The sequence below is a fragment of the Shewanella sp. DAU305 genome, assembly GCF_026802235.1.
Lineage (GTDB): Bacteria > Pseudomonadota > Gammaproteobacteria > Enterobacterales > Shewanellaceae > Shewanella > Shewanella baltica.
Genome location: NZ_CP113808.1, coordinates 4,610,703 through 4,625,464, shown reverse-complemented (window position 1 = coordinate 4,625,464; position 14,762 = coordinate 4,610,703). Strand labels below are relative to the sequence as shown.

At 47.4% G+C, this 14,762-nt stretch carries 15 protein-coding genes; 10 read left to right on the top strand and 5 right to left on the bottom strand.

What is annotated here, in order from left to right:
- Nucleotides 1-4: 4 nt before the first annotated feature.
- Nucleotides 5-622 (bottom strand): histidine phosphatase family protein, encoded by a 618-nt coding sequence (locus tag OX890_RS19660; protein ID WP_126492760.1) that lies wholly within the window; start codon nucleotides 620-622, stop codon nucleotides 5-7.
- Between the two features lie 225 nt (nucleotides 623-847).
- On the opposite strand from OX890_RS19660, the gene OX890_RS19655 reads away from it, so the two are divergent.
- From OX890_RS19655 to OX890_RS19645, 3 genes are all read left to right on the top strand, one after another.
- Nucleotides 848-1,474, top strand: a complete 627-nt coding sequence (locus OX890_RS19655; protein ID WP_126492759.1) for a DUF5610 domain-containing protein — start codon at nucleotides 848-850, stop codon at nucleotides 1,472-1,474.
- Nucleotides 1,475-1,587: 113 nt separating this feature from the next.
- The gene (locus tag OX890_RS19650) at nucleotides 1,588-2,337 is read left to right on the top strand and encodes a ferredoxin--NADP reductase (protein ID WP_006080159.1); all 750 of its coding nucleotides are present in this window, start codon (nucleotides 1,588-1,590) and stop codon (nucleotides 2,335-2,337) included.
- An 85-nt stretch (nucleotides 2,338-2,422) separates the two neighbouring features.
- Nucleotides 2,423-3,019, top strand: a complete 597-nt coding sequence (locus tag OX890_RS19645; protein WP_011845907.1) for a glutathione S-transferase N-terminal domain-containing protein — start codon at nucleotides 2,423-2,425, stop codon at nucleotides 3,017-3,019.
- Between the two features lie 14 nt (nucleotides 3,020-3,033).
- Here the strand turns inward: OX890_RS19645 and OX890_RS19640 are convergent, their stop codons facing one another.
- Nucleotides 3,034-3,456, bottom strand: coding sequence for a hypothetical protein (locus OX890_RS19640; protein WP_014620586.1), 423 nt, complete (start codon nucleotides 3,454-3,456; stop codon nucleotides 3,034-3,036).
- A gap of 219 nt (nucleotides 3,457-3,675) precedes the next feature.
- On the opposite strand from OX890_RS19640, the gene OX890_RS19635 reads away from it, so the two are divergent.
- The 5 genes from OX890_RS19635 to OX890_RS19615 all read left to right on the top strand — a co-directional run bounded on the left by OX890_RS19635 (nucleotide 3,676) and on the right by OX890_RS19615 (nucleotide 10,518).
- Nucleotides 3,676-4,683, top strand: a complete 1,008-nt coding sequence (locus tag OX890_RS19635; RefSeq protein WP_268649780.1) for a Fe(3+) ABC transporter substrate-binding protein — start codon at nucleotides 3,676-3,678, stop codon at nucleotides 4,681-4,683.
- 83 nt (nucleotides 4,684-4,766) lie between these two features.
- Nucleotides 4,767-6,398: an ABC transporter permease gene (locus OX890_RS19630; RefSeq protein WP_268649779.1), complete on the top strand. Its 1,632-nt coding sequence runs from the start codon at nucleotides 4,767-4,769 to the stop codon at nucleotides 6,396-6,398.
- Entirely contained in the window at nucleotides 6,398-7,447 is a 1,050-nt protein-coding gene (locus tag OX890_RS19625; RefSeq protein ID WP_226058218.1) for an ABC transporter ATP-binding protein, read from the top strand. Before OX890_RS19630 ends, OX890_RS19625 begins: the two co-directional genes overlap by 1 nt.
- 177 nt (nucleotides 7,448-7,624) lie before the next feature.
- A complete protein-coding gene (ggt, locus tag OX890_RS19620) occupies nucleotides 7,625-9,337 on the top strand; it encodes a gamma-glutamyltransferase (RefSeq protein WP_268649778.1) in 1,713 nt (570 codons plus the stop codon).
- Nucleotides 9,338-9,582: 245 nt separating this feature from the next.
- Nucleotides 9,583-10,518: a Dyp-type peroxidase gene (locus OX890_RS19615; protein WP_011845757.1), complete on the top strand. Its 936-nt coding sequence runs from the start codon at nucleotides 9,583-9,585 to the stop codon at nucleotides 10,516-10,518.
- Nucleotides 10,519-10,590: 72 nt separating this feature from the next.
- On the opposite strand, the gene OX890_RS19610 is transcribed toward OX890_RS19615, so the two are convergent.
- Nucleotides 10,591-11,493: a LysR family transcriptional regulator gene (locus tag OX890_RS19610; RefSeq protein WP_006080171.1), complete on the bottom strand. Its 903-nt coding sequence runs from the start codon at nucleotides 11,491-11,493 to the stop codon at nucleotides 10,591-10,593.
- Nucleotides 11,494-11,599: 106 nt separating this feature from the next.
- Here OX890_RS19610 and OX890_RS19605 point away from each other — a divergent pair, with 106 nt between their 5' ends.
- Complete coding sequence (locus OX890_RS19605) at nucleotides 11,600-12,232, top strand: NAD(P)-dependent oxidoreductase (protein WP_268649777.1); 633 nt, start codon at nucleotides 11,600-11,602, stop codon at nucleotides 12,230-12,232.
- A gap of 140 nt (nucleotides 12,233-12,372) precedes the next feature.
- Here OX890_RS19605 and argR read toward each other — a convergent pair whose 3' ends face one another.
- Nucleotides 12,373-12,843, bottom strand: a complete 471-nt coding sequence (gene argR / locus OX890_RS19600; RefSeq protein ID WP_006080175.1) for a transcriptional regulator ArgR — start codon at nucleotides 12,841-12,843, stop codon at nucleotides 12,373-12,375.
- Nucleotides 12,844-13,137: 294 nt separating this feature from the next.
- On the opposite strand from argR, the gene mdh reads away from it, so the two are divergent.
- Nucleotides 13,138-14,073, top strand: coding sequence for a malate dehydrogenase (mdh, locus tag OX890_RS19595; protein WP_011845758.1), 936 nt, complete (start codon nucleotides 13,138-13,140; stop codon nucleotides 14,071-14,073).
- Nucleotides 14,074-14,169: 96 nt separating this feature from the next.
- On the opposite strand, the gene OX890_RS19590 is transcribed toward mdh, so the two are convergent.
- On the bottom strand, nucleotides 14,170-14,568 hold the full coding sequence (locus tag OX890_RS19590) for a thiol-disulfide oxidoreductase DCC family protein (RefSeq protein ID WP_107403709.1): 399 nt from the start codon (nucleotides 14,566-14,568) through the stop codon (nucleotides 14,170-14,172).
- Nucleotides 14,569-14,762 lie beyond the last annotated feature (194 nt).

Below are 14,762 nucleotides of genomic sequence, written 5' to 3'. Positions count from 1 at the left end.
ATCCTTATTCTTGTCCGTAACGGGTGGCGATCAAGCTTGCGGGTTGGCCATCATTAAGAGAGAGTAAAAACAGCTGACTGTAGTCCTCTTCGCCGATCGTTTGGATCTCAGGTCCACCCAGGGCTTTGATGATCAATGGCACTGTGTTTGAATGCCCAACGATGAGCGTATTGCCTTGTACTGCATGCACTTGTTCGACAATCTGCTGAATATGTTCTTCGATAGGTTTAGCTGCTTCGACTATCGTCACGGGCAAATGGCGAGCCTCGGCGATGGGCGTGAGTGTTTGCTGTGTTCGCAGGTATTGAGTCGCGATGAGTTGCGACAACGGCGTGCGGCTCAAGGCGGTGATCAGTGACGTTGCGCGCATTTCTCCCTTGGGTGATAACTGTGGGTCATTGGTTGGCGTTTCGGCTTTTTCGGCATGCCTGACTAAAATGATCAGCCTGTTTTCCGCGTGGGCTTGGCTAATCGGTGCGAGGCTGAGGCAAGTTAAGATAATAAGACCAGTGAGCAAACTAAGGCGTTTTATATTAATGCCCATATAGTGCTCAGTAGTGCGCTTAAGCATTCGTGTAAACACGTGAAAGCTGAAATGACTCAAACTGCGGCCTGCTGTCATGGTGTAACATCCTTTTCTATTGGCTTATCTCTAAGCTCGACGATAGTAATAATCTGCATGCGGGTTGATGGCGCTTTATGCAATTTATAAAGAATGAACCCACTCAATTTATGCGGGCCTTATCATGGCCTTGTGGTCACGATGGTACTTCAATTCTAAAAATTACTAAAGCTGGTCAAATTTTGGTCGATAATAAAGTCGACCCGAATTGAATGGATAGTCATCATGGAAATCAATAAACCCTCTCAAGTGCAAAGTACCCCTATGCCGCAGAAAAAATATGCTGAAAATACGGCGCCTAAGAGTACCGAAGTGAGTGATTCGAAGGACGCGAAAACCACCGAAGTGACCTCGAAACAAACCGCGCAGCAAACGAGTAAGCAGCTGATGAATCAAGCAATTCTATCGGCACAGCAAGATGTGAATATCAAGTCAGGCGATCAGTCTATGACCTTGCTTTATCGCGCTGCGATAGAGTCTATTAATAAAGAGTTAGCGCCTACTATGGGCGAGAACGCGATTCAAACCGCTTACGATAATGGCGTAGATACGTCGCCAGAAGCGACTGCAGATCGTATCGTGAGTTTTGCGACGCAGTTTTTTAGCATTCACCAGCAACAAAATTCGGGTATGAGTCTAAGCGATCAACTCGATAGCTTTATGGGGATTATTGGTGGTGCAATTGATAACGGCTTTAAAGAAGCGAAAGATATTCTGTCTGGTCTTAAAGTATTGCAGGGTGATATTGCCGATGGCGTCGATAAAACCTACGGTTTAGTGCAAGAGGGGTTACAGGCCTTTAGGGATAGCTTTAACAAGAAGACAGATGAGACACAATCGAGTGCCAGTTAACGCTCTGTTGTTTTCGGTTCTATCGTCATAAGCCCCTTATCATAAGGGGTTTTTGTTATGCGGAAAAAAGTCTATGCTGGAAGCCTATTTAACGTTTCGCTTGAGGGCAAGTTATGTGGACTAGGGGACAAGTTATAGAACGTATTGATTGGAGCGATAAGTTATTTTCATTGCGCATCGCCGCCGAGTTAGCCCCATTTATTCCTGGTCAGTTTATCAAGTTAAGTCAAATGCAAGATGATAAGCGTGTGGCCAGAGCTTACTCCTTAGTAAATTCCCCCGATAAACCCTATGCCGAAGTGCTCGCCGTTGCGGTAGAGGACGGTCTGTTATCGCCGCAATTACACAACCTTGTCATAGGCGATGAAATTGAAATCACTTCAACCGCGACCGGTTTCATGACCTTAGCGGAAATTCCTAAGGGTGAACTCCAAGGCAAGCACTTATGGTTTTTGGCCACAGGTACAGCGGTAGGGCCGTTTTTGTCTATGCTCGACACCCATGAACCTTGGGAGCGTTTTGAAAAAGTGGTGCTTGTATATGGTGTGCGCGAGGCGCAGGATTTGGCGTACCTTGATAAGCTGCGTGAGTTAGAACGCACATACCCAGCACAGTTTATATTAGTTTTGAGTGTGACCCGTGAACCCTTGGCCGATGCGTTGCAGTGTCGTATTCCCGAGGGCATAGTCTCGGGTGAAATCGAACAAAAGGCAGGATTAACCTTAAGTGCTGCTGATTCCCAAGTCATGATTTGCGGCAATCCCGGAATGATTAATGGTGCCCAAAGCGCCTTACTCGATAAGGGATTAGTGAAGAACTTACGTCGTGCTCCGGGACAAATTACCGTAGAGAAATATTGGTGATCCCATTTTATATAGGCGGTGAGAGCAAACTGTTCTCACCCCTTAATAGCCTTAGCGTTTAATGCAAATAAAAGGAAATTTTTTGATGAAGTTGTTAAGTTCTCAAGCTTCACCCTATGCCCGTTGTGTTAGAGCCTTAATCCAGTATTTAGGGATTAACAATATTGAAGAGCTGCTAGTCAATCCCTTTGAAAACAGCGCTGAATTACTCGATGCTAACCCGTTAGGACAGATCCCTTGTCTTATCACTAACGATGGCGTGGCACTATTCGATAGCGAAGTGATTATGCGTTACCTAGATGCTGAGCTTGGCGATCGTAAGATGTTTGGCATCTCAAGTAATAACTGGGTGTTGGAGTGTCAGTATTCCTTGATAAAAGGCTTAATCGATAGCGCGGTAAAATTGCGCCAAGAGCAGATGCGTGAAGATGAAGGTGTGAGATCGGCTTTTTGGACGGCCCGTTTTGAACAAGCATTGCTGCGTGGTCTTATGCAGGTTGAACTGCAAACCGTGATCACCCAAACCACGATTCAGGCACCGCAATTAGCCTTGATTTGCTTGCTTGATTATGTGGACTTTAGACATCCAGAGTTAGATTGGCGCAAGGTTGCCCCAGCTACGGCACTTTGGTTTAGTGAGATGCGTGATCTACCCGCATTTATTCAAACACGTCCCCAGTAATTGGATGAAGATGCTCAGCCGTCGGTTGCGCGTCTTCCCTTTGGTCTATCACGGCGGTTTTGTTCTCCAAAAGCGCCGAATAAATCCCGCGTGACCCCGTATTCAACTCTGCGATCATTCCCTATTTGACGTCTATCTTCATGGTGTTGATAGCGGCATTGGCAGTGGGTCATAGTGCATTCTTCCATAGGGATTTCCGGCGCATCCTTCGATAAAAAACGTTTTCCAGAGAATGTTTCAACCTGCTTACAGCAACTGCCGTCATTCACTATGCTTACACTGTGAAAATGATGGGCTTGTGATGCATGCGGCTTAGTCCCGTCGGCGTGTTGATTGACAGCTTTAGCATAGTGTTTATGCCGCTTGTGGCCAGTGTTGAGTTTAAATAAGCCAAATAGCGCCACTGCGACTACGCCTAGCAGCAAAACAGTTAACATAACGCCTCCTGAAAGCATTTTAAGCAAATTAAGGTTCAGTTTAGTTTGATTTGAGATAATCACCAGTTTTGAGTTTAAACTCATTAAAAACAAAAAGTTAAATAGACTATTGCCCTCCACTTATCTATCTATTACTCTTGCGCAACTGATAAGCATTATCATTAATGCAGCCATGTTCACACTCGCTGAACACGTCATCACTTTGGGGAGAAATCGGTAATGAAATGGGTAACTTGCGCAGCAGTAGTTGGGTTAATGTCGGTTGGGCATTCGGCGAATGCTGATGATAAATTAACAGTTTATTCTTATCGCCAAGCCTTCTTGGTGGAGCCTATCCTGACGCGTTTCACCGAAGAAACCGGCATAGGTGTGAATTTGGTCTTTGCAAAAGACGGCATTGCCGAGCGTCTCGCCCGTGAAGGTCGTTTATCCCCTGCAGATCTGGTGCTGACCTCTGATTTCTCACGTCTGGTTGAATTAGTCGATAAAGATCTGACTTCACCGGTTAAAAATGCCCAACTCGAAAGCAATATACCTGCCCAGTATCGCGATCCTGACGGCCTGTGGTACGCCCTGACCATGCGAGTGCGAAATCTCTATACGGCGAAAGATCGTTTAGGGCCGCAGCAAATCACCTATGAAGAACTCGCCGACCCTAAATACAAAGGCAAAATCTGTACACGCAGCGGTAAGCATCCATACAACATAGCGTTAGTCGCATCTATGATTGCCCACCACGGTGAAGCTGAGGCGAAAACTTGGTTGGCAGGCGTGAAGAGTAACTTAGCGCGCAAGCCACAGGGTAATGACAGAGCCCAAGTGAAAGCGGTAAAAGAAGGCTTATGTGATATCGCCATCGGCAACAGCTATTATTACGGCAACATGATGCAAGACCCAGAGCAAAAAAGCTGGGCTGAAGCGGTGACGATTAACTTCCCGAACCAAGCCGATCGCGGTGCCCATGTGAACGTGTCTGGTATGGTACTAGCTCGTCATGCACCGAATAAAGCCAATGCGATCAAATTGATGGAATTCTTATCTGCCGATGTGGCTCAAAAGGCTTATGCTGATGTGAATATGGAATATCCAGTGAAAGCCGATGTGGCACCTTCAACCTTAGTGGCTTCATGGGGCGAGTTTAAGTCGGATCAATTGCCTATTTTCAAACTGGCCGAATATCACCAAGCGGCGGTTAAGTTATTAGATGAAGTGCAGTTTGATCTCTAGCATTTTGCTTTAAGTGCGAGTGATAAATTGCAGATTAGGTTATCAGCGCCATTGATTGGCGCTGTGACTTTTTAAGGATTGACATGATTTTAGGATTAGCCAGAAGCTGGTCGCTTGCTGGTTATGCGGTCGCCACCATACTGGTGTTGCCACTGGTTGCGCTGATATTGCAGGCTTTGCAGCCTGACGAAGCCGTGTTTGGCCACCTGATGGCAACGGTTCTGCCGACTTATATCATCAACAGTTTATTGTTGATCTTTTGGGTGAGTTTGGGCGCGTTATTACTCGCGTTACCCTGTGCTTGGTTGATGGCTCGCTGTGAATTTGTCGGCAGACGTTATTTGCAATGGGCGCTATTACTGCCCCTCGCTATGCCGGGATATATTGTTGCCTACGTTTATACCGATTTGCTCGATTATGCGGGGCCAGTGCAGCGCAGCTTGAGAACGATTTTTAGCTGGAGTTCACCGCAGGATTATTTCTTCCCCGATATTCGCACCTTAGGCGGCGCGGCGTGCATGTTGTCGCTGGTGTTATTTCCCTATATTTATCTCTTGGCGCGTACCGCCTTTATGGAGCAATCCTTAAGTTTGGCCCATGCTTCGCGCATTATGGGCTGTTCACCCTGGCAGAGTTTTTGGCGGCTTTCATTGCCTATGGCAAGGCCAGCTCTCGCGGTTGGCGTGGCCTTGGTGGCGATGGAAACCGCCGCCGATTTTGCGACGGTTAACTATTTTGCCGTGCCAACCTTAACCACGGCCGTATACGACACTTGGTTGGGCTATGGCAATCTGACCGCCGCCGCTAAGTTGTCGGCGATTATCTTGCTGGTGGTGTTTAGCTTGATTGGATTTGAGCGTTTCGCCCGTCGCAAACAGCAGCTATTCCAAAAGCAATCGCGCATCCAAGCCAGTGATTTGTATCGACTCTCGACAGTGCAAACCGCAGTTGCACTGAGCTTTTGTGCCACTCTGCTGCTATTAGCCTTTTTGTTGCCCTTTGGGATTCTATTGTCCTATGCCATTGGTTATTTTGAACAAAGCTGGGATGAGAGCTTTTGGCAGTTAAGCCTTAACAGTCTCAGCCTTGCGCTGATCACTAGCTTCATCTGTTGCTTAATCGCTTTGCTGCTCATGTTTGTACGCCGGATAAGCCCAAGAGCCAGTGATACCTTGCCCTCACGTTTAGCCTCGACGGGTTATGCCTTGCCCGGCACTGTGCTCGCTATCGGCGTATTAGTGCCGCTCACTATGCTCGATTTTGCGATTAACGATCTGGCGGATCTGCTTGGTTTAGAAGGCCCTGGGCTTATTTTGACGGGCAGCGTAGTGGCATTGATTTTTGCCTTTTGCGTACGTTTTGTGGCGATTGCGATTGGCAGCGTTGAAAGTAGCTATAAACGCATTTCGCCATCGCTGGACATGGTGAGCCTGACTATGGGCCAAGGTCCACGGCAGTTACTGCAAAAAGTGCATTTACCTCTACTTGGTAAGGGATTGTTTGCGGGCGCGTTATTGGTGTTTATCGAAAGCATGAAGGAACTGCCCGCGGCGTTATTGCTGCGGCCTATCGGTTTTGAAAACCTCGCAACCTATGTTTTCCAGTTTGTGTCCGATGAAAAACTCGAGCACGGCGCCTTAGCCGCTATTGTCATTGTACTGGTGGGCTTAGTGCCGCTGATTTATTTAAACCGTTCATTGGAGCAACACAGCTGATGGCAAACACGCTCAAACTTATGCAAGTTCATAGCGATTATCAGGGCCAGCAAGTACTCAAAGGCTTGAGCTTGGCCCTCGACCAAGGGGAAATCCTTGCGTTGTTAGGTCCTAGCGGTTGCGGCAAGACCACACTGTTGCGGGCGGTTGCGGGCTTACAGGCAATTAGCCAAGGTGAAATCCAGATCAATGGCCGCGTTGTGAGTGGCGATAGCCAGTTTGTGCCTAGCGAACAGCGCGGTATCGGCATGATTTTTCAAGACTATGCGCTTTTCCCCCATTTAACTGTGGCGGAGAATATCCTTTTTGGCGTGGCTAAATTGTCGGCCGCCGAGCGTCAGGCACGGTTGGATGACATGCTAACCTTAGTCAAACTGGAAGGCTTAGCTCAGCGTTATCCCCATGAGTTATCTGGCGGTCAGCAGCAGCGCGTCTCGATTGCGCGGGCACTTGCCTATGAGCCGCAGTTATTACTGCTCGATGAGCCTTTTTCTAATATCGATGCCCAAGTGCGCTACGAGATGATGGCGGAAATTCGCAGCATTTTAAAACAGCGTAATGTTAGCGCGGTGTTTGTCACCCACAGTAAGGATGAAGCCTTTGTATTTGCTGATACTTTGGCGATTTTTAATCAAGGCATTATAGTGCAGTATGGCAGCGCCGAAGCCTTGTATGCCGCGCCAAACAGCCGTTATGTGGCGGACTTTTTAGGTAGCGGTAATTACTTACCCGCCGCAGTGCTCGATGGACACAGAGTTGCCACTCCTATCGGTCATTTAACCAGCCTTACGCCATTAGGGTTGCCGAGCGAGTTCAGCGGTACGGTATTCTTGCGCCCGCAGCAATTGACGCTCAGCGCCGATGAGCAAGGTGTGGGCACGATCACAGAGCGGCGTTTCTTAGGCGCTTTTTGTCATTACTGGGTCAAAATTGAAGCCGCTTCTCACGCTTATTATGTCGAAGTGCGAAGCCAAATGATGCAGCTCACTATCGGCCAAAAAGTCGGGGTCACGACAGAGCCGCACTCGCTGGTACTATTTGAATCTTAGACATATTGATATTGTGCAGAGCAAATCTAAGCGGTCAGGTATTAATGCCACGGCGATAAGCTATCACCAACTAAAGTACGACATTTTTGCTTACGTTTAACTTAGGCCTATGCGGTATTGGTTGGTGATATTTTAGACCATCCTTGTTACCTTAATTTCTCCAGAGTGGGAGGAATTATGATAAAAACAATAAAATCAATTTGTACCTTAGTGACAGTGGCGACGGCAATATCGTCTTCAGGAGTGATGGCCATGGATAGGATCACGGGTAAAGCCTTTGCGACGCGCTCAGAAGTGTATGCCACCCATGGAATGGCGGCGACCAGTCAACCACTCGCCACGCAAGTCGCTATTGATATACTCAAGCAGGGCGGCAGCGCGGTCGATGCGGCGATTGCCGCCAATGCCATGCTAGGGTTAGTCGAACCAACGGGTTCGGGTGTCGGTGGTGACTTGTTTGCCATCGTCTGGAGCGCGAAAGATCAACGTCTCTATGGTCTTAACGCTTCGGGCCGCAGTCCAAAATCCTTAAGTTTAGAAAAGCTTAAATCCCTCGGCTTAGACTATTTACCGCCGCTTGGACCCTTGCCTGTTTCTGTGCCCGGCGCTGTGGATGGCTGGTATGAACTGCATAATAAGTTCGGCAAATTAGCGATGGCCGATAATCTTGCGCCCGCAATCCATTACGCCCGTGATGGTTTCCCTGTGTCCGAACTCATCGCCTATTACCTTGAGGGGAGTGGTAAAAAACTCGCTAAATTTCCCGGTTTTAAAGAAACCTATATGCCTAATGGCAAGATGCCTGCGGTGGGCGAAATCTTTAAAAACCCAGCGCTTGCTAATACCTATGAGAAAATTGCCAAGGGCGGCCGCGATGCTTTCTATAAAGGTGATATCGCCAAAAGTATCGATAAGTACATGAAATCCCAAGGTGGCTATTTAAGTTATGATGACTTAGCCAGCCATACTAGCGACTGGATAGAGCCGGTTTCGGTGAACTACCGTGGTTACGATGTATGGGAACTGCCGCCCAATGGTCAAGGTATTGCGGCGCTGCAAATCCTAAAAACCATGGAGCCCTTTAATATTGCCGCCATGGGCTTTAATAGCCCTGAATATGTGCATTTATTTGTCGAAGCGAAAAAACTCGCCTTTGCCGACAGGGCTAAGTTTTATGCCGACATGGCCTTTAATAAAGTGCCGGTTAACGAGTTGATTTCGCAGCAATACAATTATGATCGCGCTAAGTTAATCGATCCCAATAAAGCGGCCAAGAGTGTCGATGCGGGTAATCCTGCGTTGCAACATGGCGATACTGTGTACCTGACCACCGCCGACAAAGACGGCAACATGGTGTCACTCATTCAAAGTAACTACCGTGGTATGGGCTCGGGCATGACGCCGCCTGATCTCGGTTTTGTGTTGCAAGACCGTGGGCAAATGTTTGATTTAACTGAGGGGCGTTTTAATACCTACGCACCGGGCAAGCGTCCATTTCATACTATCATTCCCGCTTTTGTGACCAAAGACGGTAAACCTTGGCTTAGCTTTGGGGTGATGGGCGGCGCGACTCAACCACAAATGCACGCACAGATTTTAATGAACCTGATTGATTTTAAAATGAACTTGCAAGAAGCGGGCGATGCCCCCAGAATTTTGCATATGGGTTCAACCGAGCCCACCGGCGAAGTGATGAATGATGGCGGCTACGTCAGTCTGGAATCGGGCTTCCCTGTGGAAACACGCCGCGAGCTTATCAAGAAAGGTCATGTGCTGCGTGACGGCCTTGGCGATTTTGGCGGCTATCAAGCTATTGGATTTAATGCTGAAACGGGCGTGTATCGTGCGGCTTCTGAGAGCCGTAAAGATGGTCATGCCGCCGGTTATTAACTTCAGCGCCATGCTAAGGTAAGCTTGAGGCAGAGTAAGCTTTGCTTCATGTATTCGATTAAACTGATTGACGAGACTTTTACAGTCTCGTCATTTTTACATTTAGGGATCTTGGGCGCGATAACGCTGCTTAATGAGCATTATCATGATAAACCAGAACAAACTGTGCGTTAGTTAATGTCATTTTCAGGTAAAGTTGCGGATAATATTGCCGAAAATGAATTTAGAAAAAGGGTGATAACCAAATGGATATACAAAATATGCCGCGTGAACAGTTGGGTGTGTGTGCAGAGGGGAACTTACACAGTGTCTATTTGATGTTTAATGCCAATGACAATGTAGAGTCACAATTACGTCCCTGTCTTGCCAACGTTGCGCAGTATATTTATGAGCTGACAGATCAGTATTCTGACAGTGCATTCAATGGTTTTGTAGGGATTGGCGCTAACTATTGGGATAGCCTTTATCCTAATGCGCGTCCTGAAATGCTTAAGCCTTTCCCTGCGATGCAAGTCGGCAGCCGCGAAGCGCCAGCAATTGAATATGATTTGTTCGTGCATATCCGCTGCGACCGTTACGATATTCTGCATTTAGTCGCCAATGAAATCAGCCAAATGTTTGAAGACTTAGTGGAACTAGTCGATGAAGAACGGGGCTTTAGATTTATGGATAGCCGCGATTTAACCGGCTTTGTCGATGGCACCGAAAACCCTAAGGGGCGTCACCGTCAAGAAGTCGCTCTGGTTGGTGATGAAGATCCTGAGTTTAGGGGCGGCAGCTATATTCACGTGCAAAAGTATGCCCATAACTTGAGTAAATGGCATAGATTACCGGTTAAAAAACAAGAAGATATTATCGGCCGTACTAAGCAAGATAATATCGAGTATGAGTCAGAAGATAAGCCACTGACCAGCCATATCAAGCGGGTGAATCTTAAAGATGCGAATGGTCAGTCGATGGAGATCCTGCGCCAGAGCATGCCCTATGGTTCGCTTAAGGAGCAGGGATTGATGTTTATCTCTAACTGCCGTACGCCGGAGCATTTTGAAAAGATGCTGCATAGCATGATGTTTGGTGATGGCGAAGGTAACCATGATCACTTGATGCATTTTACCAAGGCGATGACAGGCTCATCCTTCTTTGCCCCCGCATTGGATTTTATGCTGCAATTCGACGAATAAGCTTTCGATTTCTGAGCAGATTCAGCATCAATTAACACGCACTTACGCTAACGCCTAAGTGCGTTTTTTATGCTAATGCGCAGGGAGCCATTTTTTGATATCGAGTTGCCATTGCTGGGCAGTGAAATCGATAAAGGCGCGCACCAGATTTTGCTGATAACTGCGAGACAAGTACACAGCCCACAGGGTTTGGCCTGGCGTCGTAAAGTCGGGTAACACTTCTTTGAGCTGGCCGCTGGCAAGGTATTGATTGGCTAAGTCGCAGGGCAAGCGCACTATGCCATGTCCCCGCAGCGCCGCACTCACCAATACGCCCATGTCGTTAGCTTTAAGATTGCCTGTGACTTTTACATGCTCGGCTTGCAGCTCTTTCAGGAAAGGCCAATTTTGTTGCGCCGAGTGTATCAGGCAGTTGTGAGCCAGCAGATCGATGGGCTCGACAAGTGGTGTGTTGCTATCAAGGTAGCTCGGCGCAGCGCAGATCACGGCATCTATGGTCATTAAGCGGCGGGCAATCAAATTCTCATCGGGCTGCTCGGTATAGCGCAGTGCTACATCGACTCGCTCATCCACCAATTGGGCAAAACTGTCTGACATCACCAGCTGAATGCTGACCTTAGGGTGAATTTTAATAAAGCGATCGACAACATCAAACAGGCTGTGCTGCCCAAGGCCAATCGGTGTGGCGATACGAATACTGCCCACCAGTTCACTGTTATGGCTGTGGGCGCGGCTTTCCATGGCGGCGACTTCACTTAAGATCCGCTGGCAAAATTGCAGCGCTTCTTCGCCTTGCAAAGTCAGGCTGACGCTGCGGGTGGTACGGTGTAGTAAGCGTAAACTCAACCACTGCTCCACTTCTTGAATATGGCGGGACACCTGCAGGCGGCTGAGGTCTAAATGCTCGGCAGCTTTGGTAAAGCTGCCGCAGTTTGCCACTTCGACGAAACTGCGTATTGCGGCAATTTTATCCATATTAGTACCTCAAACTGAAACAATCATGCTCATTTATTGATGTTTATCACGGGAACCACTGCAAGTAAACTGGCTTCAATGTAAATCATCAGAGAGAGTTAACGAAATGAAAATCGCAATTTTAGGTGCAACAGGTTGGATTGGTGGTTCGATTTTAAAAGAAGCATTGAGCCGTGGGCACCAAGTAACAGCGCTAGTGCGTGATCCGAGCAAGTTATCCGCTACTGATGTGGCTGTGCATGCTGTGGATTTAGAGCAGCCATTAGTTGCGCAAACCTTTGCTGGCGTAGATGTTGTCATTGCCTCTGTTGGTGGCCGCGCACAACAAAATCATGGCCTAGTGGCGAGTACAGTTCAGCATTTACTGAATGTGCTGCCTAACTCTAAGGTGCCACGTTTATTGTGGGTTGGTGGTGCAGGGAGCTTAGAAGTGGCACCGGGCGTGACTCTGGTTTCTAGCCCAGATTTCCCCGCTGCATATAAAGATGAGGCGTTAGCTCAGGGTGAAGCTTTGCAGGTATTCCGTGCGGCGCAAACTGCAATCAATTGGACCTTTGTGAGCCCAGCCGCTGAGATTTATCCTGGTGAGAGTGAAGGCCCATATCGCCTTGGTGGCGACAGCTTCTTTACCGATGCCAATGGTCGCAGCCGCATTTCTGTTACAGATTACGCTAAAGCCATGTTAGATGAAGCCGAACAGGGCACTCACGTAAATCAGCGCATCAGTGTGGCTTACTGACCTTAGCGTATAAACATCGGTGAGCGAGAGATTGGCTTAAATGTGTAACGTAATCGGGACAATGGCCAAATAATCAGCGCAAGATTGGACAGAAATGCGTACAGATGAAATAGAACAGGTCAGCAAGCTGACCTGTTTTTTTATTCTGCGTAATTGAATAAAGATTTGATGGTTTCTAAGGTATCGGCGATATCTTGGATGCTCGATGGACAAATAAAGATAGTGTCATCACCAGCAATTGTGCCCAAAATGCCTTCTGGTTTACCGATAGAATCCAATAAACGGGCAATCAGCTGCGCGGCACCAGGACTAGTTCGCACGACAATCATTGCTTGGTTATGATCGACGTCGAGTACCAAATTCTTCAGCGGGCTACCCGCGGTGGGTACGCCTAATTCGGCCGGCAAGCAATACACCATCTCTTGCTTAGCGTTGCGAGTCCGCACTGCGCCGAACTTGCTGAGCATGCGTGATACTTTTGATTGGTTAATATTACCAAAGCCTTCAGCTTGCAAGGCGGTGACGATTTCACTTTGAGAGCCAAAGCGCTCTTCTTTTAAAATCGACTTAAAAATTCTAACAAGGTCATCCTGATTCTTGGTCGTTTGCATAATATTATTATTCGTTATTCAAAAAAACAGGCCCATTTTGAATATTTTTAGAAAAATTGTCAACAAATAACCAGATTGGTTGAATAAAAATTCACTAATCCCCTGTGGTTAAGCGTTTGCTGGGGGCTTAAAAATACCAATTTGAGTAATTGTTCTACATTGCTTCTAACTTATTCCGGAATTCTTTTGTCCCACGACTAAGGGATAATTGAAATTGTTGTGACATTCCAGTAATGTGACGCCAACGTAAATTAGATCCATGTCACACATATCCGAGAAATAACGGAGATAACTATGAAAGTTGCTGTACTTGGTGCTGCTGGTGGTATCGGCCAGGCTCTTGCCCTACTGTTAAAAACTCAACTGCCTGCGGGTTCACATTTGTCTCTATATGATATCGCACCGGTTACTCCGGGTGTTGCGGTTGACTTGAGCCACATCCCTACTGCTGTTGAAATCAAAGGTTTTGCTGGTGAAGATCCAACGCCTGCCCTAGTGGGTGCTGACGTTGTTCTAATTTCTGCTGGTGTTGCGCGTAAGCCTGGTATGGATCGTTCAGATCTGTTCAATATCAATGCTGGTATCGTTCGCAACCTGATCGAAAAAGTAGCGGCAACTTGCCCTACGGCTTTGGTTGGCATTATCACTAACCCAGTCAACACTACTGTCGCTATCGCTGCAGAAGTGATGAAGAAAGCGGGTGTTTACGATAAGAACCGTCTGTTCGGTATCACGACATTAGACGTGATCCGCTCTGAAACTTTCATCGCCGAATTAAAAGGCCTGAATGTTGCTGACGTTAAAGTCAATGTGATCGGCGGCCATAGCGGCGTGACCATTCTGCCATTACTGTCTCAAGTTGAAGGCGTGACTTTCACTGACGAAGAAGTGGCAAGTCTGACTACTCGCATCCAAAACGCGGGTACAGAAGTGGTTGAAGCTAAAGCCGGTGGCGGAAGCGCGACTCTGTCTATGGGTCAAGCGGCTTGCCGTTTCGGTCTGTCTTTGGTTCGTGGTCTGCAAGGCGAAGCTAACATCGTTGAATGCGCCTATGTTGACGGCGGCAGCGAGCACGCAGAGTTCTTCGCACAACCTGTGCTGTTAGGCAAAAACGGTATTGAAAAAGTACTGCCTTACGGTGAAGTGAGTGCATTCGAAGCTAACGCTCGTGATTCTATGTTAGATACGCTGAAAGGCGATATCAAACTAGGCGTTGATTTCGTTAAATAATCTTTCGGATAATCTTTTTAGATTATGACGAATTAAAAAACGGAGCCATTGAGCTCCGTTTTTTTATGCCTGCGTTTTACACTTTCTAAAGCTCATTCAGCGGCGTTTGGTGGGAATTTGGCAGTTATCGTCGCAGCGGGCTTTGCCCGTCAGTAAATAGGAGATGCGGTATCTGTGTTTAGCAAAGCGCAGGTAAGTCCAATCGGCGACAGTTTTAATCACGGGCAGGCGTAACAGTTGGATCCAAGCGCGCGTCCCTGTCAGTGCCCACGCTTTACACGTGACATCTAACCCGAGTAACACTTCGCCCGTTGCGGTTTCACCGTGAAGAATAGTATTGGCGTAGTCTCTATCGATATGGCTGAAACGCTCGCTAAAGTCGGATGCATTTAAATCCTCAAGCGCAATCAAGTTGTTGGGATCGCGCGCTTTCAGTTGACGCATTTCGGCGCTACATAATGGGCAGTTACCATCATAAAAAATCCGCAGTTCCATCGGGTCCACCTCTGATGACTTGATCACAATACTTGGTCTAAGCTCTTGGCTTGTGCACTTAAGCTTGGTTTCTTATAGCCTATACGCAGAATAAAGGGTTTTAGATCGCAGCTGATTTTAGATCAACGCTGATTTTAAATTGAATCCGCGCCTCATTTGGCTTTTTGTTAGGTTAAATTCAAATGAGTGCAGTA